Source organism: Nitrobacter sp. TKz-YC02 (assembly GCF_049852135.1).
Lineage (GTDB): Bacteria > Pseudomonadota > Alphaproteobacteria > Rhizobiales > Xanthobacteraceae > Nitrobacter > Nitrobacter vulgaris.
The window spans coordinates 330,984-352,756 of record NZ_CP180728.1 but is presented as its reverse complement, the minus strand read 5'-3'; the positions used below and the strand labels follow the sequence as shown (position 1 = coordinate 352,756).

Annotated in this window: 19 protein-coding genes; 11 read left to right on the top strand and 8 right to left on the bottom strand. The window is 60.7% G+C overall.

Annotation, left to right across the window (positions count from 1 at the left end):
- Positions 1–34: 34 nt before the first annotated feature.
- Positions 35–601, bottom strand: a complete 567-nt coding sequence (locus ACM561_RS01645) for a TadE/TadG family type IV pilus assembly protein (protein ID WP_425907558.1) — start codon at positions 599–601, stop codon at positions 35–37.
- A gap of 183 nt (positions 602–784) precedes the next feature.
- The gene (locus ACM561_RS01640) at positions 785–1,276 is read right to left on the bottom strand and encodes a pilus assembly protein N-terminal domain-containing protein (RefSeq protein ID WP_425907556.1); all 492 of its coding nucleotides are present in this window, start codon (positions 1,274–1,276) and stop codon (positions 785–787) included.
- 382 nt (positions 1,277–1,658) lie between these two features.
- Between ACM561_RS01640 and ACM561_RS01635 the strand changes: the two genes are divergently transcribed.
- The 9 genes from ACM561_RS01635 to ACM561_RS01595 all read left to right on the top strand — a co-directional run bounded on the left by ACM561_RS01635 (position 1,659) and on the right by ACM561_RS01595 (position 10,573).
- Positions 1,659–1,823: a Flp family type IVb pilin gene (locus ACM561_RS01635; protein WP_425907554.1), complete on the top strand. Its 165-nt coding sequence runs from the start codon at positions 1,659–1,661 to the stop codon at positions 1,821–1,823.
- A 320-nt stretch (positions 1,824–2,143) separates the two neighbouring features.
- Positions 2,144–2,668 (top strand): A24 family peptidase, encoded by a 525-nt coding sequence (locus ACM561_RS01630; protein WP_425907552.1) that lies wholly within the window; start codon positions 2,144–2,146, stop codon positions 2,666–2,668.
- Between the two features lie 126 nt (positions 2,669–2,794).
- A complete protein-coding gene (cpaB, locus tag ACM561_RS01625) occupies positions 2,795–3,577 on the top strand; it encodes a Flp pilus assembly protein CpaB (protein ID WP_425907551.1) in 783 nt (260 codons plus the stop codon).
- A 14-nt stretch (positions 3,578–3,591) separates the two neighbouring features.
- Complete coding sequence (locus ACM561_RS01620; protein WP_425907549.1) at positions 3,592–5,091, top strand: type II and III secretion system protein family protein; 1,500 nt, start codon at positions 3,592–3,594, stop codon at positions 5,089–5,091.
- 20 nt (positions 5,092–5,111) lie between these two features.
- A complete protein-coding gene (locus ACM561_RS01615) occupies positions 5,112–5,849 on the top strand; it encodes a CpaD family pilus assembly protein (protein WP_425907547.1) in 738 nt (245 codons plus the stop codon).
- Positions 5,846–7,111 carry an AAA family ATPase gene (locus tag ACM561_RS01610; RefSeq protein WP_425907546.1) on the top strand — a complete coding sequence of 422 codons (1,266 nt, stop codon included), beginning with the start codon at positions 5,846–5,848 and terminating at the stop codon, positions 7,109–7,111. Before ACM561_RS01615 ends, ACM561_RS01610 begins: the two co-directional genes overlap by 4 nt.
- Before the next feature lie 81 nt (positions 7,112–7,192).
- Positions 7,193–8,599, top strand: coding sequence for a CpaF family protein (locus tag ACM561_RS01605; RefSeq protein WP_425909865.1), 1,407 nt, complete (start codon positions 7,193–7,195; stop codon positions 8,597–8,599).
- A gap of 12 nt (positions 8,600–8,611) precedes the next feature.
- A complete protein-coding gene (locus ACM561_RS01600) occupies positions 8,612–9,586 on the top strand; it encodes a type II secretion system F family protein (RefSeq protein ID WP_425907544.1) in 975 nt (324 codons plus the stop codon).
- Positions 9,587–9,595: 9 nt separating this feature from the next.
- Positions 9,596–10,573, top strand: a complete 978-nt coding sequence (locus ACM561_RS01595) for a type II secretion system F family protein (RefSeq protein ID WP_425907542.1) — start codon at positions 9,596–9,598, stop codon at positions 10,571–10,573.
- 19 nt (positions 10,574–10,592) lie between these two features.
- Here ACM561_RS01595 and ACM561_RS01590 read toward each other — a convergent pair whose 3' ends face one another.
- Positions 10,593–11,441, bottom strand: coding sequence for a tetratricopeptide repeat protein (locus tag ACM561_RS01590; protein WP_425907541.1), 849 nt, complete (start codon positions 11,439–11,441; stop codon positions 10,593–10,595).
- A gap of 149 nt (positions 11,442–11,590) precedes the next feature.
- Here ACM561_RS01590 and ACM561_RS01585 point away from each other — a divergent pair, with 149 nt between their 5' ends.
- Together ACM561_RS01585 and ACM561_RS01580 are read left to right on the top strand one after the other, a co-directional pair.
- Positions 11,591–12,973, top strand: coding sequence for a leucyl aminopeptidase family protein (locus tag ACM561_RS01585; RefSeq protein WP_425907540.1), 1,383 nt, complete (start codon positions 11,591–11,593; stop codon positions 12,971–12,973).
- The gene (locus ACM561_RS01580; RefSeq protein WP_425907538.1) at positions 12,966–13,811 is read left to right on the top strand and encodes an NlpC/P60 family protein; all 846 of its coding nucleotides are present in this window, start codon (positions 12,966–12,968) and stop codon (positions 13,809–13,811) included. Before ACM561_RS01585 ends, ACM561_RS01580 begins: the two co-directional genes overlap by 8 nt.
- Positions 13,812–13,868: 57 nt before the next feature.
- Here ACM561_RS01580 and ACM561_RS01575 read toward each other — a convergent pair whose 3' ends face one another.
- The 5 genes from ACM561_RS01575 to ACM561_RS01555 are packed head-to-tail and all read right to left on the bottom strand — an operon-like array spanning position 13,869 to position 21,607.
- Entirely contained in the window at positions 13,869–15,506 is a 1,638-nt protein-coding gene (locus ACM561_RS01575) for an ABC transporter ATP-binding protein (protein WP_425907536.1), read from the bottom strand.
- Between the two features lie 8 nt (positions 15,507–15,514).
- Positions 15,515–16,693 (bottom strand): ABC transporter permease, encoded by a 1,179-nt coding sequence (locus ACM561_RS01570; protein WP_425907534.1) that lies wholly within the window; start codon positions 16,691–16,693, stop codon positions 15,515–15,517.
- Positions 16,693–17,802 (bottom strand): microcin C ABC transporter permease YejB, encoded by a 1,110-nt coding sequence (locus tag ACM561_RS01565; RefSeq protein ID WP_425907533.1) that lies wholly within the window; start codon positions 17,800–17,802, stop codon positions 16,693–16,695. The genes ACM561_RS01570 and ACM561_RS01565 overlap by 1 nt, the downstream gene beginning before the upstream one ends.
- Before the next feature lie 2 nt (positions 17,803–17,804).
- Positions 17,805–19,691, bottom strand: coding sequence for an extracellular solute-binding protein (locus ACM561_RS01560; RefSeq protein WP_425907531.1), 1,887 nt, complete (start codon positions 19,689–19,691; stop codon positions 17,805–17,807).
- 14 nt (positions 19,692–19,705) lie between these two features.
- Positions 19,706–21,607, bottom strand: coding sequence for an extracellular solute-binding protein (locus ACM561_RS01555; protein ID WP_425907529.1), 1,902 nt, complete (start codon positions 21,605–21,607; stop codon positions 19,706–19,708).
- Positions 21,608–21,773: the final 166 nt, after the last annotated feature.

Below are 21,773 nucleotides of genomic sequence, written 5' to 3'. Positions count from 1 at the left end.
TTCGCATACACTGCCGTTTCCCGCATACCGATCATCAGGATGATGGTGTCGGGGCCGGATAGGGCTCGTTCTTGAAGGCGGCCGTCGCCGACAGCAGCCGTTTGCTGCCGCTCAGGTTGGCGAGATTGTAGCCCAGTCCGGTGACATACAGCGGCCACTGATAGAACAGCCTCACAACGACAATGTCCCCCGGGCCACCCGGATTGTATTGGGTGTTATCGACGAAGTTTCCTCCCGAGATCGGATCGGAGATCGTCACGCTCCCGAAACCGGAGGGATAGCTCTGGACATCGACAAAGATTCCGTTCTCACAGTCGAACAGACTACCGGCGTACTTGCAGACGATGTTGGCCTTGAAGCTTTGTTTTGTGAGATTGCTGATCTGCGCCTGACCGGTCATGATCGCGCGCGCGGAGTCCTGCAAGGCGGTCTCAAGGCTCTGGCTCGCAAAAAACACCAATCCTGTCTCGATGATCGCGAACAGGAGCGCGAAGAACAGCGGTGCGACGAGAGCAAACTCCACCGCCGCGGACCCGCGCTGATTGCCGCGAAAACGAGCCGCGCTTACGGCTGTGGACCTGAGGCGGAGAAACGGCGACATCGTGAAATCCTTGCACACGGCGGGATTTATCTACCGTCAAGGACTAGCCGAAACTGATTGTTGAAGTGTTTCGTCAGATAGAAGCAGAATGCCCCTCGCCGTATACCAGATATTAACCGATTCAGGATCGGTGAAGCAGTGCTGCTGCCAGCAGAGCTGGAAGCCAGTCATCAATCGGCGTTCTTATTTTGTGGAGGTGCCGCCTGCCTGCGAACTCAGATTGCTGGCCTGGTCCATTGTCGCCTTGAAGTAAGCGGTGCTGTCCCCGAGGGTGACCCGCTTCTGGCAAATCGGCATGCAGCTATACGATTCACGCTCCAGGCCGCGATAGACCGTCACCACCTGATCGCTCGGCCCTTCGACCTGAATGACGCGATCGACCAGAATGCTTCCAGCGCGGTCCATCGCAATCACGTTGGTTGCGCCATAACCCTTACCGGTCACGACAACGAGGCCGCCAGGCTGTAGAGTAACGTCGGCAATTAGCGGGTTACCGACCACAATCGTCGCGATATGCCCGGGCAGCCTGACCAGCTTCGCCTGGTCGACATTGACGGAAATCGGATCACTGGTCACTTCGGCGGGAGCCGCCACCGGACCAAGCAAAATTGCCGCTGCGAGTGACATGCCGATGACCGAAGCAGGCGAAGGGCCGCGCAGGGACTTAAACCACATACTCTACTCCGGAACGCACAGGGGCCGAAAAGGACGATGCCAACACTGCCGGCCATGACATGAAATTTGCCGTTAATTGATGAATGAACTGCAAACGCGTACCAGGGGAACGTGCCGGCCTCGCTTTCGGACGGAAGGCGATCTGCAAAAGCAGCCGCCGCGAACATGCTCCAGCGCGACTTCTAAGTAGAACGCATTTTTATAAATCTCCTTTAAATATAAATTCACTCTGAGACACACACAGCCGGTTATGACTCTGTTTTATTCAATCAAATTAACTGCGCTGCAATTCTCCCCGCTTACGGTGACGACATGGTCACGGTGCTGAGAACGCCGTTAGGACCAGGTAGTTCGACAGCCACGTGAACACATGGAGCCAGTTATGAAGAGCCTTTTTTCCCGTTTTCTGAAGGATGAGTCCGGCGCGACCGCCATCGAATATGGCCTGATCGCCGCCGGCATTGCCGTCGTGATCATCGCCGCCGTCAACGCGCTCGGAACCAAGCTGAACACCACGTTCACGAACGTCACCAGCAATATGAAGTAAGCGAAACCTTCCGGTTTTGCGATCGAAAAGGTCCCGGCATGCCGGGACCTTTTCTGTTCCTACTTCCCTTCTTTTTCGCGCAGCCACGATCATGTCCAGACCTTCCGTACCCAAGACGCATTCTTCGCCCTATGATGAGCCAACGAAACGGGCGATCCAAACCATTTGCATGGCACTCACCATCGCCGTCATTGCCATTGCAGCCAGAATTATCGCTGTATGGCCATGACCTTTCTCATTTCCAGAATGTTCACATCGGACGGCTACGATCGGACTCCATAACGGATTACGCCGTAGAGGAAATCGGGACTGGTATCTCCATGGCACTCGATGTCGCACGATTGCTGTTATTCCCCGCTTTGATGGCGTTCGCGGCCGCGAGCGATCTGCTTACCATGACGATCTCGAATCGAGTCTCGTTGCTTTTGGTAGCCGGCTTTCTCGTGATGGCTCTCCTGAGCGGCATGGGACTTCACGAGATGCTATCCCATGCGGGAGCGGGGCTGGCGGTTCTCGTTGTGGCCTTCTCCTGTTTTGCGATGGGTTGGATCGGCGGCGGCGACGCCAAGGTGGCCGCAGCGGCCGCCCTCTGGTTCGGCTTCGGACATACGCTGGAGTACCTCGTCTATGCTTCCCTACTCGGCGGAGTTCTAACGCTATCGCTGCTCCAGTTCCGGCAATGGCCCTTGCCGGCATTGCTTTGCAGTCAAGACTGGCTTCTCCGACTGCACGGCAGGGATACGGGAATTCCCTATGGCATCGCGCTCGCCTTTGCCGCTCTGCTGATTTATCCGGAAACCGACTGGATACGTGCGGTCGATCTGACGCGCTTTGGTTTCCAGTGATCGCGCACAAGCAACATCTCATTAACGCGATTTAGATACGCCTCATTAACCATGCTTTGACGAATAAATGTTCAACTCCCGTGACGGCGACGCAAGCGCGGCGCCGTAACGTGGAAAATCAAGCGCATGAATACCGCACGCATTGTCGTTCTGACTATCGCAGTCGGCGCTGGCGGCCTCGCCGCCTACCTCGCGAGCGGATCCGACAAGAAACCCGAACCCGCTCAGACGGTACAACTCCCGACCGTCGACGTCCTGGTTGCGAAGTCCGACATCCCGCTCGGTCAGGCGGTCACCGCAAGCGACGTGACGTGGCAGACCTGGCCAGCAGATAGCGCCAGTAGCAGCTTCATTCGCCGCGACCGACGTCCGGACGCCACCACGCAACTCGAGGGGTCGATCGCCCGCTCGCCTTTCATCGCCGGAGAGCCCATTCGCGAACCCAAGCTCGTCAGCGCAAAGGGATCCGGGTTTATGGCGGCAATCCTGCCAACGGGGATGCGCGCGATTTCGACCGAAATTTCGCCGGAGACAGGAGCTGGCGGCTTCATTCTTCCCAATGACCGCGTCGACGTGATCCTCTCGAGGCGGGAGAAAGACTCTGATCATCCGAGCGGGGATTCCGTCAACTCGGAGACCATTCTCAGCAACGTGCGCGTTCTCGCGGTCGATCAGACCATCGAGGAGAAGAACGGGCAAAAGGTCGTGGTCGGCAGGACCGCAACGCTCGAATTGAAACCGGAGCAGGCGGAGACGCTGGCGCGGTCGCGCCAGATGGGAACGCTGTCGCTCGCGCTGCGCAGCCTCGCCGACGCCAATGCCCCGGAAAGTGACACCGATGATCGGAGGCGCGACAGCGTCAATGTCGTCCGTTACGGCGTTCCGTCTCAGACCACCGTACAGAGGTAATGAGGACGCCCGTCATGGAATGGACGACAAAACCCACATCAGTACGGGCCTTTGTGTCACGGTCATTCGCCTTCGCGGCAATTGGCGCTTTCACGCTGAACCCGGCGCTGACGCCGGTGTTCGCGAGCGATTACCCCGTGTCCGCCGCAACGGCCGGCGCAAAGATGTCCGCGCAATCTCTCTCGCTCGGTATCGGCAAGTCGGTGGTGGTGGATTTGCCCCGCGACGTGAAGGACGTTCTGGTCGCCGACCCGAAGATCGCAAATGCCGTGGTGAGGTCAGCGCAACGCGCCTACATCATCGGCGCGGCAGTCGGCCAAACCAACATCATATTCTTTGATAGCAGCGGCCAGCAGATCTCGGCTTACGATATCGCGGTCACGCGCGACCTGAACGGCTTGCGCGCCGCGCTCAAGCAGCTTTTGCCGAACGCCGCTATCAAGGTCGATGGCTTGGGCGACGGAGTCATGCTCTCAGGATGGGTGTCGAGCCCGATCGAAGCGCAACAGGCCGGCGATCTCGCCGCACGCCTCGCCGACGGCGCACAGAAAGTCGTCAACAATATCGCCGTCCGCGGTCGCGACCAGGTCATGCTCAAGGTCACGGTCGCCGAAGTCGCTCGCACCATCATCAAGCAGATGGGCATCGACCTCACCGCCAACATGAACTACGGCACCGCGGTCGTGAACTTCAGCAATTCGAATCCGTTCACCGCTCTCGGTAGGCCGCTTGTAACTGGAAATGGTCTTACCGGATCCTCCGGCCTGACAAATCTCCTGCCCGGGCAGGCCGGCTATCCCGGGGTGGTCCCGAGCGTACAGGCTACGCTTCGCGCCATGGAAAGCGCAGGTGTGATCCGGACGCTCGCCGAGCCGAACCTCACCGCGATATCCGGTGAGTCGGCAACGTTCGTCTCGGGAGGCGAGTTTCCCATTCCAGCGGGCTATTCATGCGATCCCGCAACCCGGGTCTGCCTGACGCAGATCAGATTCAAGAAGTTCGGCATCTCGCTGAATTTCACGCCGGTGGTGCTGACCGAAGGCCGGATCAGCCTGCGGGTGATGACCGAGGTTTCGGAACTGTCGAGCGAGAACTCGATGACAATAACCCAGACAATCGGCAACTCACTCACCGTCCCATCGATAAGAACCCGGCGCGCGGAAACGACACTGGAGATTCCGTCCGGCGGCTCGATGGCGATGGCCGGCCTGATCCAGGAGCAGACCAAGCAGGCCATCAACGGCTTGCCTGGACTCACCCAGTTGCCGGTCCTCGGATCGCTGTTCCGCAGCCGCGACTATGTCAACGGACAGACCGAACTGGTGGTCCTCGTAACTCCCTATGTGGTGCGCGCCGTCGCACAAAAGGATTTGTCGCGGCCTGATGACGGCTTCGCCGACGCATCCGACCCGCAGTCCGACCTCCTGGGAAGCATCAACCGCATCTACGGCGCTCCGGGTCGTGCCGAACCCGCGCGTAACTATCGCGGCACTTACGGCTTCATCACCGACTGAGGCTGGCAAGGAACGAAACGATGACATCCGCAGATTCCGCCGAACGCCGCAACCTTCGCATGGCCGTCCTCGTCGCCGGCCTTACCGCCGCGCTGGGCGCCTGCACTCATACGGGTCCGGTGGAAACCACCGCGAGCATTCCGAACGATTATCGCTTACGGCATCCTATCGCGATCCAGGAAACCGACCAAACCGTCAATATCTTCGTCGGCAACACACGAGGCGGCCTGACGGCTCCGCAGCGCGCAGATGTCATCGGGCTTGCGAGCGTCTGGCTCCGCGAGGGAACCGGCGCCATTATCGCTGAGGTACCCACGGGCACCAGCAATGCCCGGGCGGCGGCAGATTCATTCAAAGAGGTGCGTTCGCTGTTGAACGCAGCCGGGGTGCCGCCACGCGGGATCATCGTCCGGCAATACCACCCCGCCGATCCGCGCCTGTTCGCAACCATTCGCCTGACCTACCCGCGAATCGGCGCCGTGGCAGGCCCGTGCGGTGTCTGGCCTGACGATCTCGGCCCTTCGATCAAGAACAGGGGCTATCTCGATAACAAGCCTTACTGGAATTTTGGGTGCGCCGCTCAGCGCAACCTTGCATCGATGATCGACAATCCATCGGACCTCGTCCAGCCGCGGCCCGAAACTCCGCCCTACACGGCTCGCCGCACCGAAGGTTTCGAAAAGTATCGCAAGGGCATGACCACCGCGACGGACTATCCCGAAGCCGAAAAAGCCAAACTCAGCGACACAGCCAAATGATCAGTTACGCTCGCCAGGACGCAGACTCGACCACATCCCCTCCGCCGGGGGCGGAAGATCATATTGCACCGGCGCCGCGTGTATCGGTGCAGGTCTTTTGCGAGACGATGGAAACAGCGTCGGCAGTTCAAGCCGCCGGCGAGGATCGCCGGCTGGCCAAGGCTCACCTCAAGATCCAGATGGGCGGCATGGCCGCTGCGGTGGAAGCCTATCGGTCGGCGCCGACACCGAACGTCATCATTCTCGAGACCGAAGAGCGCGGCGACATTCTGACGGCACTCGACCACCTTGCGACCGTGTGCGACGCAGGCACGCGCGTTATCGTGATCGGCCGCGTCAACGACGTGACGCTGTATCGCGAGTTGGTCAAGCGCGGCGTCAGCGATTATGTCATCGCGCCCATCGCTCCCATCGACATCGTACGCTCCGTTTGCGGCTTGTTTTCAGCCCCGGAAGCGAAAGCGGTCGGCCGGGTCATCGCAATTGCCGGCGCCAAAGGCGGCGTCGGCGCCTCGGCGATTGCCCATAATGTCGCCTGGGCTATTGCACGCGATCTGGCGCTCGATTCCGTTGTCGCCGACCTCGACCTCGCTTTCGGTACCGCTGGGCTGGACTTCAATCAGGACCCATCTCAAGGAATCGCCGACGCCGTCTTTTCGCCGGACCGTATCGACACCGCTTTCGTCGATCGCCTGTTGTCGAAATGCACCGATCACCTCAGTCTACTCGCCGCGCCGGCGACGCTGGACCGCATCTATGACTTCGGGACGGAGGCATTCGATTCGACCCTTGATACGCTGCGGGCGACGATGCCCTGCATTGTGCTCGATATACCGCATCAATGGTCGGGCTGGACCAGGCGAGCCCTGATCGGAGCGGACGATATCCTCATCGTCGCGACACCCGATCTCGCCAGCCTTCGCAACACAAAAAACCTGTTCGACCTGCTCAAGGCCGCGCGGCCGAACGATCGACCTCCACTGTATTGCCTCAACCAGGTCGGGGTTCCAAAGCGACCGGAAATCAGCGCCAGTGAATTCGCCAAGGCCATTGAAAGCCAGCCGATCGTCAGCATCCCGTTCGACCCGCAGATGTTCGGGTCGGCCGCGAACAACGGCCAGATGATCGCGGAGATCGCGCCGAGCCATCGCACTACCGAAATGTTCCTGCAGATCGCCCAACGCCTGACCGGCCGCGGCGAAGCGAAAAAACCGAGAAAATCGTTCCTGCCGCCATTCATCGAGAAGTTGCGGGCAAAATAAGTCTTTGCGTGGAGTACCGTCGTGTTTGGCAAGCGTAGCGGACCAGAGGATAACGCCCGGAAGCTGGCGGGCCTGACGGAGATCACACCGCCCGCCCCGCTTGCGCAAACGTCTACGGAAATCGCTCCGCCCAAAGTCTCCTCACCGCAGCTCGCGCCAACACGCCCGGCGACCCAAACGCCGACCATCGATACCCGCCGGTCAGACACCTATTACCAGGTCAAGGCCACCATTTTCGGCGCGCTGATCGAGGCCATCGATCTCGCTCAGCTCGCCAAGCTCGACGGCGAATCCGCGCGCGAGGAAATTCGCGACATCGTCAACGAGATCATCGCGATCAAGAATATCGTGATGTCTATCGCCGAGCAGGAAGAACTGCTTGACGACATCTGCAACGACGTTCTCGGTTATGGCCCGCTCGAGCCGCTCCTGTCCCGCGACGATATCGCAGACATCATGGTCAATGGCGCCGGCACGGTCTTCATCGAAGTCGCAGGAAAAATCCAGCGAACCGGAATCCGGTTTCGCGACAACCAGCAACTATTGAACATCTGTCAGCGCATCGTCAGCCAGGTTGGCCGGCGGGTCGACGAATCCTCGCCGATATGCGATGCGCGTCTTGCCGACGGATCCCGCGTCAACGCCATCGTCCCGCCACTCGCGATTGACGGGCCCGCGCTGACGATCCGCAAGTTCAAGAAGGACAAGCTGACCCTCGACCATTTGGTGAAGTTCGGCGCCATCACCCAGGAAGGCAGCACGATCCTTCAAATTATCGGTCGGTGCCGTGCCAATGTGCTGATCTCGGGCGGCACCGGCTCCGGCAAGACCACGCTGCTAAACTGCCTCACCAACTATATCGACCACGACGAGCGCATCATCACCTGCGAGGACGCGGCCGAGCTTCAGTTGCAGCAACCGCACGTCGTTCGGCTCGAAACCCGTCCGCCGAACATCGAGGGCGAGGGTCAGGTCATGATGCGCGACCTGGTCCGCAACTGTCTGCGCATGCGACCCGAACGCATCATCGTCGGCGAGGTTCGCGGACCGGAAGCGTTTGACCTGCTGCAGGCAATGAACACAGGCCATGACGGCTCGATGGGCACGTTGCACGCGAACAATCCGCGCGAAGCGCTATCGCGCTGCGAGTCGATGATCACAATGGGCGGCTTTTCGCTGCCTTCGCGTACAATCCGCGAGATGATCTGCGCCTCGATCGATATCATCATCCAGGCCGCACGGCTGCGCGACGGCTCGCGGCGCATCACTCACATTACCGAGTTGATGGGGATGGAGGGCGAAACCATCATCACCCAGGATATCTTCGTCTACGACTTGCTTGGCGAGGATGCCAACGGCAACGTGATCGGCCGGCACCGTTCGACGGGAATCGGCCGGCCGCGATTTTGGGAACGCGCGCGGTACTATAACGAGGAGAAGCGGCTCGCAGCCGCGCTCGATGCGTCGGAAGTCAAGGTCGAGATCTGAGGACGCGCGCTCATGAGCTTGCAGACATTGGCCTTGGCATTCATGGCTGCAACCGCAGTGGGCGGCGTCGCATGGGTTTTCCTGTATCCGACGCTGTCGGGCGAGGTGAAGGCGGAGAAGCGCCGGGCCGCGTTCGCGCGAACCAATCCGGATATCCGACAAGTCGATAGAACCCAGCGCTCGCGCCGCGAGCAGATCGAGGGATCGCTACGGGAAATCGAGCAACGCCAAAAACGCGACAGAAAAGTCACCCTCAACCATCGCATCACACAGGCGGGCCTGTCATGGTCGAAGGAGAAGTTTCTGATCGTTTCCGGCATTTTCGCCCTGATCTGTTTCGCCGTTCCAATGATTTGGGGAGCCGGACCGATTGCGGCGGTCGGCCTGGCATTCGCGGCAGGCTTCGGCGTGCCGCGCTGGCTCCTCGGATTTCTCAAGAAACGTCGGGAGACTGAGTTCCTGCGGGCTCTTCCCGATGCGGTGGACGTGATCGTCCGCGGCATCAAGGCCGGCTTGCCGCTGTTTGAATCGCTCAAGGTCGTCGCCGCCGACTCGCCGGAGCCGTTAAAAAGCGAATTCCGAGCCATCATCGAAACACAGGCGATCGGCATGCCACTCGGCGAGGCCTGTTCGCGATTGTTCGAACGCATGCCGGTGCCGGAAGCGAACTTTTTCGGGATCGTGATCTCGATCCAGCAGAAATCGGGCGGCAATCTGTCGGAAGCACTCGGCAACCTGTCCAAGGTGCTGCGCGACCGCAAGAAGATGGCCGAGAAAATCCAGGCCATGTCGATGGAGGCCAAGGCGTCCGCCGCGATCATCGGCTCGCTGCCTCCGCTCGTCATGCTGCTGGTCTATCTATCCACGCCTGACTACATCGCGATGCTGTGGACCCATCCCACCGGGCGGCTGATGCTGGCCGGCTCCGTGCTGTGGATGTCGGCCGGCATCTACGTGATGAAGAAAATGATCAATTTCGATTTCTGACGGTGCAACATGCTCGAGTTCCTGATCGAGAAATTCCACGACCCGCGGTTCATGACGATGGTCCTCGCCGCCATCGCCGCCAGCGCCACCATCTACACGCTGGTCACGCCTTTTCTTGCGACGGATGGCTTTACCAAGCGGATGAAGGCCGTCGCCAGCGAGCGCGAGCGCATTCGGCAGCGGGAGCGCGAGCGGCTCGCGAAATCCGAAAAGGTCTCTCTTCGTCAAGCACCGAAGCAGTTCATCTCGAAGATCGTGGACGATCTCAATCTTGGGAAGTGGGTGGCTCAGGAGGCCGCACGCGAAAAACTCGTCATGGCTGGTTATCGCGGTCAGGCTCCTTACGTCACCTTTCTATTCTTCCGCATGGTCACCCCGATCGTGATGCTGATCGGAGCGATCACCTACGTTTTTCTGCTATCGCACACGCAGCACTCCACCCCTATCAAGATCGGCATCTGCATCGGTGCGGCGTTTTTGGGCTTGCAGGCGCCAATGCTGTTTCTGAAAAACGCCATTACCAAGCGCCAGCTCTCGATCAAGCGAGCTTTCCCCGACTCGCTCGATCTGCTGCTGATCTGCATTGAATCCGGCATGTCCATCGAAGTCGCGTTCCGCAAGGTCAGCACGGAGATCGGCAACCAGTCGGTCGCGCTGGCGGAAGAATTTACTCTGACCACAGCAGAACTGTCGTACCTTCAGGATCGCAAGATCGCCTACGAAAATCTGGCGAACCGCACCGGTGTCGAAGGAGTTAAATCGGTGTGTCTCGCACTCCAGCAGTCAGAACGATACGGCACCCCGCTCGCGCAAAGCCTTCGCGTAATGGCGCAAGAAAATCGCGATATGCGCATGAACGAGGCCGAGAAGAAGGCCGCCGCTCTGCCGCCCAAGCTGACGGTCCCGATGATCGTGTTCTTCCTGCCCGTTCTGTTCGTGGTCATTCTCGGACCGAGCGGCATCAAGATCGCAGCGCAAATGCACTGAGGCTTTGCAGAACGGCAGTCTAAGAGACCGGCCCGTCCGACCGTGGATAGCTTTCCGCCCGTGATCTGCGAGAGTCTTGCCTGACCGCATCAGCCGCACCGACCCGAGCGTTGACGCCGCGCCCGAGCATCTGCTTCAGATAGGCCACGTTCGCCGCTGCTTCATCGACGGGCAGATCGGCCTTCACGATACCCTCGGCTTCGTCGAACCGGCCCTGCAATCCGACGACCAGAGCCAGGTTCTGCCGGATCCGGCCATCGACCGGAGCGCCGGCGTAAGCACGACGCAAGGTCTCCTCTGCTTTCGGCAACTCCTTGGTCAGGACATACGACATTCCGAGATTAGACAGCACCGAGGGCTCGTCGGGCACGATTCTGAGCGCGCTCGCGTAATAGCGGCGCGCATCCTCGTGACGGCCGAGCTTGTCGAGCGTCGTCCCCTGGACGGAAAGAATCCGCCAGTCCGGATTCGCCGGCGTGTGCGCCCGGCCGAGAACATCGAAGGCTTGCTGCGACTGCCCGTTGTCAGCCAATGCCCGACCCCAGCTGGCAAGCACCAACTTGTTTCCAGGATTGAGAATCGCGGCTCGTTCCAACACCGCGGCCGCCTGAGCGCGCTGCCCGATGGCGCGCAATGCCGCTCCATATTTCAGGGCCGCGTCGACATCCTTGGGGTTGGCGCGAAACTTCTCGCCATAAAGTTCGGCCACTTGATGCGGATCGGTTTCGGAATTTGTCGCGGATTTCGTGCCTATCGAGCCGGTGACATCACGCATGCCCGCGGTCTGACAGCCGGCAAGACCGGACGCCAGCATTGCCGTTACGGTAGCGGATGCGAGAAGCCTAGCAAGGCACGACTGCTGACGCATGGCACTTTCACTCGCAATTGCGGCTGATCGAAAGTTGGGCCACTTCAGCAATAGACTGTTAACCCTAACGTCTGGTTAACTACTCCGACTGGCGCCAGCGTCGCTTCCGGTTTAACTCTCCCTCTTCCAACGGAATGAGATCACCCACCATGCATCCCGCGTTTGCGACTTCGTCAGCCGAGGCGGCTATTCCGATCATTTTTGTGTCGAAGGCAGCTTGGCAAGCGGCTGACGCAACGCCCGACGGTCCTGCTCGCCGTTTTGCCGAGGCGAGCGGCTTTCTGGCCAAGTCGGGACAGTACCTCGCGCTACCTGCGGCGAACGGCGACATCTCACACATTCTCTTCGGTCTTGGCGAGGAATCAGACCGAACGCGCGATCCCTTTCTGGCGGGCAAGCTGCCGGGTCTGTTGCCGCCCGGCACCTTCCGCTTTGCCAATGCGCCGCGCGATATCCATCTCGCGACACTGGCCTTCGCGCTCGGCAGCTATCGCTTCGATCGCTATCGCAAGGCCGACGCACCCAAAGCGCGTCTGGTGCCGCCCGAGGGCGTCGACATCGCGGCCATCTCGCGGATGGGGGAAGCGGCATCACTTGCCCGCGACCTGATCAATACGCCGGCCAACGACATGGGACCCGAAGAACTTGCGGCAGCGGCTCATCATCTCGCCCAGCGTTTCGGCGGGGAATTCAGTTGCATCATCGGCGACGATCTGAGGCAGCGTAATTTTCCGCTGATCCATGCGGTCGGCATGGCCTCACCGCGCGCGCCGCGCCTGATCGATATCACCTGGGGCGATCCCACGCACCCGAAGGTCACGCTGGTCGGCAAGGGCGTCTGCTTCGATACCGGTGGCGTCGATCTCAAACCCGCCAGCGGCATGCAGATCATGAAGAAGGACATGGGTGGCGCCGCCAATGTGCTCGCTTTAGCGCTGATGGTGATGGATGCGAAGCTAAAAGTCAGGTTGCGCGTGCTGATCCCGGCCGTTGAGAACGCCGTGGCCGGGAACGCATTCCGGCCGCTCGACATCTTTCCGTCGCGCAAGGGACCAACGGTGGAGATCGGCAACACCGATGCCGAAGGCCGACTGGTCCTTGCCGACGCGCTTGCGCTGGCCGACGAAGAGGCACCTGAGCTGCTGATCGATCTCGGAACGCTCACCGGCGCGGCCCGCGTGGCCTTGGGGCCGGACGTGCCGCCGTTCTATACAAACGACGACGCACTGGCGCTCGACATCGCGCGATGCGCGCAGACCGAGAACGATCCGCTGTGGCGGATGCCGCTGTGGCCGGCCTACGGTGCTTGGCTCGATTCCAAGGTTGCCGATATCAATAATGCGCCGTCGGGCGGCTTTGCCGGATCGATCGTATGCGCGCTATTTCTGCAACGCTTTGTCGAGGCGGCGGCGAGCTGGCTTCACGTCGACATCTACGGCTGGACGCCGTCGGCCAAACCGGCGCGTCCGGAAGGCGGCGAATGCCAGGCCGCGCGCGCGATCTACAGACTGCTGAGCAAACGCTATGGATGATCCGCGTCTCACACCGGCCCGGCCGGAGGTCGCCGCCCGCTATCTCGAGGGCAAGATCAATGCGGCGCGCTTCACCGACGGCGAGGAACACGAAGTCGTCGAAGCGGTAGCACCCCTACAGCGCGAGCCTGCGCCGGATGCAATGCTCGAGACCCAAGCGCTGCGCGGTGAACGCGTCACGATCTACGACCACAGTGCCGAAGGCTGGGCCTGGGGCCAGTTGGAAGGCGACGGCTATGTCGGCTGGCTCCCGGACCGCACGCTTGCAAGGCCCGGCGCAGCACCGACGCACAAGGTCATAGCCCTGCGGACGTTTGCGTTTCCCGGACCGTCGATCAAACTGCCGCCGGTTGAGACGCTATCGATCGGCGCCAGACTAACCGTCGAGCGTCATGACGGCGATTTTGCCGTTGCCAATGGTCATCTCTACATACCCGCCATCCATATCGCGCCGCTCGATCATACTGTGGCGGATTTCGTCGCGGTCGCCGAAATGTTCGTCGGAACGCCGTATCTGTGGGGTGGCAAGACCAGCCTCGGCATCGACTGCTCTGGCCTCGTGCAGGTCGCGCTCAACGCATCCGGCATCGCATGTCCGCGCGACAGCGATATGCAGGAGCAAGCCATGGGTCGCACGTTGTCTTCGGCGGAATCGCAAGAGCTGCGGCGCGGTGATCTGATGTTCTGGAAAGGACACGTCGCCATCATCCGCGACGCAACCACGCTCGTCCACGCCAACGCCTATCACATGGCAACGGCGATCGAGACAATCGACGTAGCGCTGGCCCGCATCCAGGCGGGAGGCAGCACCGTCACCTGCGTCAAGCGGCTTGATTGATGATAGCGTTCTTCGAGCCAAAGCCTCGCTTCTGATCCCATCAGAAGTGGAACAGCTCTAGTCAGCGCTCGATCCCCCCGACGCAGTCTCCAACCGGAAGGCGGCGGCGAACAGCGCGCGCGTGTAATCTGATTTCGGACTCTTGAACAGCTCCGACGCAGGCCCTTCCTCGACAACCTTGCCGTGCCGCATCACGATGAGATGGCTGGCAAGAGAGGCGACCACGCGCAGATCGTGGGAGATGAACATGTAGGTCAGGTCGCGCTTGCGCTGAAGCTCTCGCAAGAGATCGACCATCTGTGCTTGAAACAGCATGTCGAGTGCGCTGGTCGGTTCGTCCAGCACGACGAAATTCGGCTCCAGCACCACGGCGCGCGCGATACTGATACGCTGGCGCTGGCCGCCGGAAAATTCGTGCGGATAGCGGAAGCGCGTCGCCGGATCGAGCCCGACATCTTTCAGAGCCTTGACCACCCGTGTCTCGCGCTCGGCGTCCGTCAGTGAACGCTGATGCACGCTCAAGCCCTCGGCCACGATATCGCCGACCGACATCCGCGGACTTAACGCTCCGAACGGATCCTGAAAAACGATCTGCATATCGCGACGGAACGGCCGCATCGCCTTGAAGCGCAAACCCTGGATATTTTTTCCGAGGAACACGATCGGGCCGTCCGACGAGATCAACCGCAACAGCGCCATCCCGAGCGTAGTCTTACCGGACCCAGATTCGCCAACGACGCCGAGCGTTTCGCCCTTGCGCACCTTCAGCGTCACACCGTCCACTGCCTTGATGTGGCCGACTGTTCTGCGTAACAGACCGCGCCGGACTGGAAACCAGACCTTGAGGTCGTCGGCCGCGATCACAACGGGCGATTCCGGCCGCGGAGGCGCCGGGTCGGGCTTCGGCTCCGCGGCGAGCAGTTCGCGCGTGTAGGGATGCCGCGGCGACTCAAAAACCTCCTCGACCGATCCCTTCTCGACGATCTTGCCACCGTTCATGACGCAGACGCGATCGGCGATGCGGCGGACGATGCCGAGATCGTGTGTGATGAACAGAAGGCTCATACCGAGCCGGGCGCGGATATCCGCCAACAAGGCGAGGATCTGCGCCTGCACCGTAACATCAAGCGCAGTGGTCGGCTCGTCCGCGATCAGAAGGTCGGGTTCGTTGGCGAGCGCCATCGCGATCATCACGCGCTGACGTTGGCCGCCGGACAGTTGATGCGGATAGCTGGCAAGGCGGGTTTCCGGGTCAAGAATGCCGACCTGGCTCAGCAGTTCCAGCGTCCGCTTCCGCGCCGCCGCGCCGCGAATTCCACCGTGCAGCAACAATATCTCGCCGATCTGCGCCTCGATGGTGTGCAGCGGATTGAGCGAGGTCATCGGCTCCTGAAAGATAATCGAGATGTCGTTGCCGCGAACGCTCCTGATTTCGCGCTCGGACAAGCTGAGCAGCTCGCGTCCGTTAAAGCGGATGTTCCCGGAGGGATGCGATGCGGCCGGATAGGGCAACAGCTTCAGGACCGAGAGCGCGCTGACAGACTTTCCAGAACCGGACTCGCCGACCAATGCCACGCACTCGCCGCGCTTGATCTCGAATGAAATGCGATCAACGGCAATCGACGGTCCGCCGGCATGGTGAAATGCAACGGACAGGTCGCGAACGTCGAGCAGCGGCTGATCGATGGTGTCCATCCGGGGCCTTACCTGAACGTCTTGCGCGGATCGAAGGCGTCACGCACGGCTTCGCCGATGAAGATCAGCAGCGACAGCATGATCGCGAGCGCGAAGAACCCTGTGAAGCCGAGCCACGGCGCCTGCACGTTAGCCTTGCCCTGCGCCAGCATTTCGCCGAGCGAAGGCGAGCCCGGTGGCAATCCGAAGCCGAGAAAATCCAATGCAGTGAGAGTCATGACCGACGACGATACGATGAACGGCAGGAACGTCATGGTCGCGACCATGGCGTTCGGCAGAAGATGGCGGAACATGATGGTCGCATTCGATACGCCGAGCGCCCGCGCCGCTGTGATGTATTCGAAGTTTCGGCCACGCAGGAATTCGGCGCGCACAAGACCGACCAGCGAGACCCACGAGAACAGCAGCAGGATTCCGAGTAGGACGAAGAATCCCGGCACCAAGATCGACGACAGGATCAAGAGCAGATAGAGCGAGGGGATCGCGGTCCAGACTTCGATGAAGCGCTGAAAGCCGAGATCAACCCAGCCGCCGAAATAACCCTGCACCCCGCCAGCCGCGATACCGATGACCGACGAGACAATGGTCAGGCAAAGCCCGAACAGGACCGAAATCCGGAATCCGTAGATCAGCCGCGCCACGACGTCGCGGCCCTGATCGTCGGTGCCCAGCCAGTTATATTCGAGGTCGCGGCAGCTTGTGAGGTTCTTTCGCTGCACCACCTCCTTGCATTGGGCCTCGGTCAAAAGCCAGGTCGGTTTTGAAGGCGCTGGCGTCGGCAAATCGAGGTTGTGGGTATCGTAGGAATAGCGGATCGGCGGCCAGACGATGGTGCCACCCTTGGCCGCGATCAGCTTCTGCAAATAGGGATCGCGATAATCGGCGGCGGTCTCGAAGTCGCCTCCAAATGCGGTTTCCGGATAGGTCACGAATGCCGGGAAATAAAGGTGCCCATCAAACCGGATCAGGAATGGCCGGTCGTTGGCGATTAATTCCGCGAACAACGAGATGAAGAACAGGATCAGGAATATCCAGAGCGACCAGTAGCCGCGCCGGTTCGATTTGAAGTTCTGCCAGCGGCGGCGATTGAGCGGCGACAGGCGCAGCGGATGGCGGGCCGGCGGTACCGCTTCGCCGAGCGGCGAGACGGCCTCCACTTCGACGGGCTTCGGCAACGTCACCGCCATCAGACCTCCCGCGCCTCGAAGTCGATTCGTGGGTCGATCCACATGTAGGTCAGATCGGAGATCAGGTTGATCACGAGCCCAACCAGCGAAAAGATGAACAGCGTGCCAAACACCACCGGATAATCGCGATTGAGCACGCTCTCAAAACCGAGAAGGCCGAGGCCGTCGAGCGAAAAGATGGTTTCGATCAAAAGCGAACCTGAAAAGAAAGCGTGAACGAACGCGCCGGGAAATCCGGCGATGACGATCAGCATGGCATTGCGGAATACGTGATTGTAAAGCACCTGCCGCTCGCTGCAGCCCTTGGCGCGCGCCGTCATCACATACTGCTTGCGGATTTCGTCGAGGAACGAATTCTTGGTCAGCAATGTCATCGTGGCGAAGGCGCCCAGCGCCATCGAGATGATGGGCAGCGTGAGATGCCAGAAATAATCAAGAATCTTCCAGTACCAGGGAAACTGGCTCCAGCCGTCCGACGTCAATCCGCGCAAGGGGAAGATGCTGAAGAACGATCCGCCGGAGAACAGAATGATGAGAAGAATCGCGAACAGGAATCCCGGAATCGCAAACCCGACAATGATGACCGCAGAAGTCCAGGTATCGAAGCGCGATCCGTCCCTCACCGCCTTGCGGATTCCGAGTGGGATCGAAATCAGATAGGTCAAAAGCGTCATCCAGATGCCGAGCGACATCGAAACTGGCAGCTTCTCCTTGATGAGCTGGATCACGGTGGTGTCGCGGAAATAGCTCTTTCCGAAATCGAAGCGAGAGAAGTTCCACAGCATCAGCAGAAAACGTTCGGGCGCCGGCTTGTCGAATCCGAACTGCTGTTCAAGGCTTTTGATGAAGGCCGGATCAAGCCCCTGAGCACCGCGATACTTCGAACTGACGGCGTCGGAGGATGCTCCCACCTGGGCGCGCGCGCCGAAGTCGCCGCCGGACGATCCCGATATGCGCGACATCCCCCCGGTGTCGGAGCCGCTCAGTTGCGCGATCACCCGCTCGACCGGACCGCCGGGCGCGAACTGCACCACGACGAAGGACACGAACAGGATGCCCAGCAAGGTCGGGATCATCAGCAGAATGCGGCGGACGATATAGGCAGCCATGCTTATTTTGCCTGCCCAGATGACGCCGCACCCGTCTGCGTCGACCACCAGATGTCAGGAGCCATCACGCCGAGATACTTCGGCAGGCTCGGCGGATGTCCGAACACATCCCAATAGGCCAGCCGGTGCGCGTTCGAATACCATTGCGGCACCCAGTAGCGGCCGGCGCGAATGACGCGGTCCAGCGCGCGCGCGGCGAACACCAGTTTCGCGCGGGTATCGGCGGCGATCACCTGCTCCATCAGAGAATCGACCGCGGGGTCAGCGATGCCGGCGAGGTTGTTCGATCCCTTGGTCCCTGCCGCCTTCGACGAAAAGAACGGCCGTAGCGAATCGCCCGGAACGGTCGAGAAGCCGAAACGTTCGATCACCATGTCGAAATCGAAGTCGTCGCGCCGCGCTCTCGCCTGCACCGAATCGACCAACCGCAACGTCGCATCGACGCCGAGCGTTCCGAGGTTCTTGATATACGGCATGTGATGGGCCTGGAACGCGGGCTCATCGAGCAGGAACTCGACGCGGAAGACCTCGCCCTGCGGAGTCATCCGCTTGCCGTCCTTGATGGGAAAGCCCGCGTCGTTGAGCAGTTGCGCCGCCCTGCGCAACAGCTTGCGGTCCTGCCCCGAGCCGTCCGACACCGGCGGAACGAACGGCATTCCGAACACCTCGTCCGGCACCTTGCCGCGGAACAGCTCCAGCAGCGTCGCTTCTTCCGGCGACGGCGGGCCACTCGCCATCAGGTCGGAGTTCTGGAACGGCGACACCGTGCGAACGTAGGCACCGTACATGATGGACTTGTTGGTCCACTCGAAATCGAAGGCGCAGCCCAGCGCCTCGCGAACGCGCGGGTCCTTGAACTTGTCGCGGCGGGTGTTGATGAACCAGCCCTGAGCGCCGGACGGCGTCTCGTCGGGCAACTGCTCGCGCTTGACGCGGCCCTCGGTCAACGCCGGGAAATCGTAGCGCGTATTCCAGATGCGTGAGGTGAACTCCTCGCGGTACAGATAGCTGCGGCCGGAGAAACCCTCGAACGCCACGTCGCGGTCGCGGTAGAAATCGAACCGCACCGTGTCGAAATTGTAAGCACCACGGCAGACAGGAAGATCCGCACCCCACCAGTCCTTGACGCGGTCGAATTCGATGAAGCGATTCGGCTCGAACCGGCCGACCTTGTAGGGCCCGCTGCCGAGCGGAACGTCGAGCGTCGATTCCTCGAACGGATGCGCGGTGTAGTAGGCTTGCGAAAAGATCGGCAGGCTGGCGACGAACGGCGGCACGTCGCGCCCGCGCTTGGGCGCGAAGGTCACGACCAGCGTCGCGTCGTCGGCCGCTTCCGCGCTCACCATGTCGCGCATCTGTTGCGTGATAAGCGGGTGCCCCTTGGCCTTGAGGATCGTCAGCGAAAACGCGGCATCGCGTGCCGTCAGTTTCTTCCCGTCATGAAACCGCGCTTCGGGCCGCATGGTGAAACGGTAGGTCAAACCGTCGGCCGAGATGCGCACCGACTTTGCAGCCAGGCCGTACATCGCATCGGGCTCGTCGCCGGCGCGCGCCATCAGCGACGTGAACGTCATCTCCATGCCTTTCGCGCCATCGCCCTTCAGGATGAAGGCGTTGAGCGAGTTGAAGGTCTGGAACGACTGGTTGAAGGCGCGGCTCGACGGAATGGTCGAGAACAGGCCGCCTTTCGGCGCGTCGGGATTGACGTAATCGAAGTGGTGAAAATCAGCAGGGTATTTCAAGTCGCCGAATGCCGACATGCCGTGGGATTCACCATGAGATTCGGTCTTCGCGTCGTTCGCGGCAGCGGCGACAGCCGGCCGTAGCCAAGCCGATCCTACCGCGCCGATCCCGAGAGCGATCACCTGCCGGCGGCTGGGCTGCCTCATCCGCGCGACCCTCCTCAAGATCGCTTGCCGACCTTGGCCGCCTTGTCGGCGTCGTACCACCACAGCGCCGGAAAGGCGTCGACACCGTACTTCGGCATCTCGGCAGGCCGCCCAAAGCGGTCCCAACGGGCGGTGCGATGGAACGGATAGCTAAATTGCGGCACCACGTAGTGATTCCACAACAGCACGCGGTCGAGCGCCTTGGTGGCTGCGACGAGCTCGGCGCGGTCTTTAGCGAAGATCACGCGATCGATCAGCTTGTCGACGGCGGGATTCTTGATGCCGACGATATTGCGCGAACCCGGCATATCCGCGGCGTGCGAGCCCCAGAACTCCCTCTGCTCATTGCCGGGCGACAGCGATTCAATCCAGTTATTGACGACCACATCGAAGTCCCAGTTGCGCATCCGGTTCTCGTATTGCGTCGTATCGACGGTCCGGACGGTTGCGGTGATGCCCATGCGCTCCAGCGACGGCTTGAAGAACAGCATGATCCGCTCAGCGCTCGGATCTTCCGACATTAATTCCAGTTCGAACGGCGCGCCGGTCTTGCTGTCCACCAGCTTGTGGTCACGCACCTCATATCCCGCCTCTTTGAAGAGCTTCATGCCTTCGCGCAGGTTGCTGCGAACCGCTTCGGGATTGCCGCCGACCGGATTGCTGTAAGGCGTCGTAAACACCTCGGCCGGAACTTCGGCGCGAACGGTCTCGAGGATTTCAAGCTCCCTGCCCTCGGGCAAGCCGCTTGATGCCAGTTCTGTGCCATAGAAATAGCTATTGATGCGCTTGTACTGGCCGTAGAACAATTGCTTGTTCATTTCCTCGAAGTCGAACGCGAAATTCAGCGCTCTCCGCACGCGAGGATCCCTGAACTTGTCGCGGCGGATATTGAGGGCGAACGCCTGCATCACGCCCGCATTGCGAATGGGAAATTCTTCCAGAACAACGCGGCCGTCCTTCACCGCCGGAAAATCGTAAGCCGTGGCCCAGTTCTTGGCGCTGTTCTCGGTGCGCCAGTCGACCTGATCGGCCTTAAAGGCTTCGAGCGCAACCGTGCTGTCGCGGAAGTATTCATAACGCAGTTCGTCGAAATTATTCTGGCCGACGTTGATATTGAGATCGCGGCCCCAGTAATCCTTGACCCGTTCCAGCGTCACCGAACGCGCTGCATCAAAACTCTTGATCCTGTAAGGGCCGCTGCCGAGCGGCGGCTCCAGCGTGGTCGAGGAAATATCCCGTTTGACGCCCGCCTCGTTGGTGCCTTCCCACCAGTGCTTCGGAAGCACCATCAACTGTCCGACGATCTGCGGCAGTTCGCGGTTGCCCGGCGCATCGAAGGTGAAGGTCACCTCGCGCTCCCCGGTCTTTTCGGCTTTCACAACATGGCGGTAATAAGCTGCATAAAACGGACGATGCTTCTTTAGCGCGTTGAACGAAAAAATCACGTCATCGGGCGTGACCGGCTTGCCGTCGTGCCACTTTGCCTCAGCCCGCAGGCGGTGGGTCACGAACGAGAAATCATCAGGATAACTAATGAACTCGGCCAGCGCGCCATACTCCGTCGCGACCTCGTCCAGCGATTGAGACGTCAGCGATTCATAGATCAGCGCGACTCCTGACGCGATCAAACCCTTCACGCCCGCCACGGCAGGATTGAAATTATCGAAAGTGCCGATCACGATCTGCCGCGCCATGCCGCCTTTGGGCGCGTTCGGATTGACATAGTCGAAATGCTTGAAGCCTTCCGGATACTTCACGTCGCCGAACAGCGAGAGCGCGTGCCGCCATTTGAGGCCGGCCGGTCCGGCCTGTGCATGCGCCGCTTCGATTGTCGAAGCGCCGGTGAAGACTTTGATCGCGGGAGCGGCTGCGATCAGGGCACCGCCGTGAAGAAGACGTCGTCGTGTGAAGGCCAATACGAATATCCCTGCGAGTTATCGGGGCGAGCTAGCGCATGATGCGCCAAAGTGTGATCGGCTGGCGATGATCATGCGCGTTCTCACTCTTGGAGCGCAATTGATCCAGGATTGCTGATCGCGCTCCAGAGTCCGATTCAACTGTGTTGAACCGACCTCTGTTCTA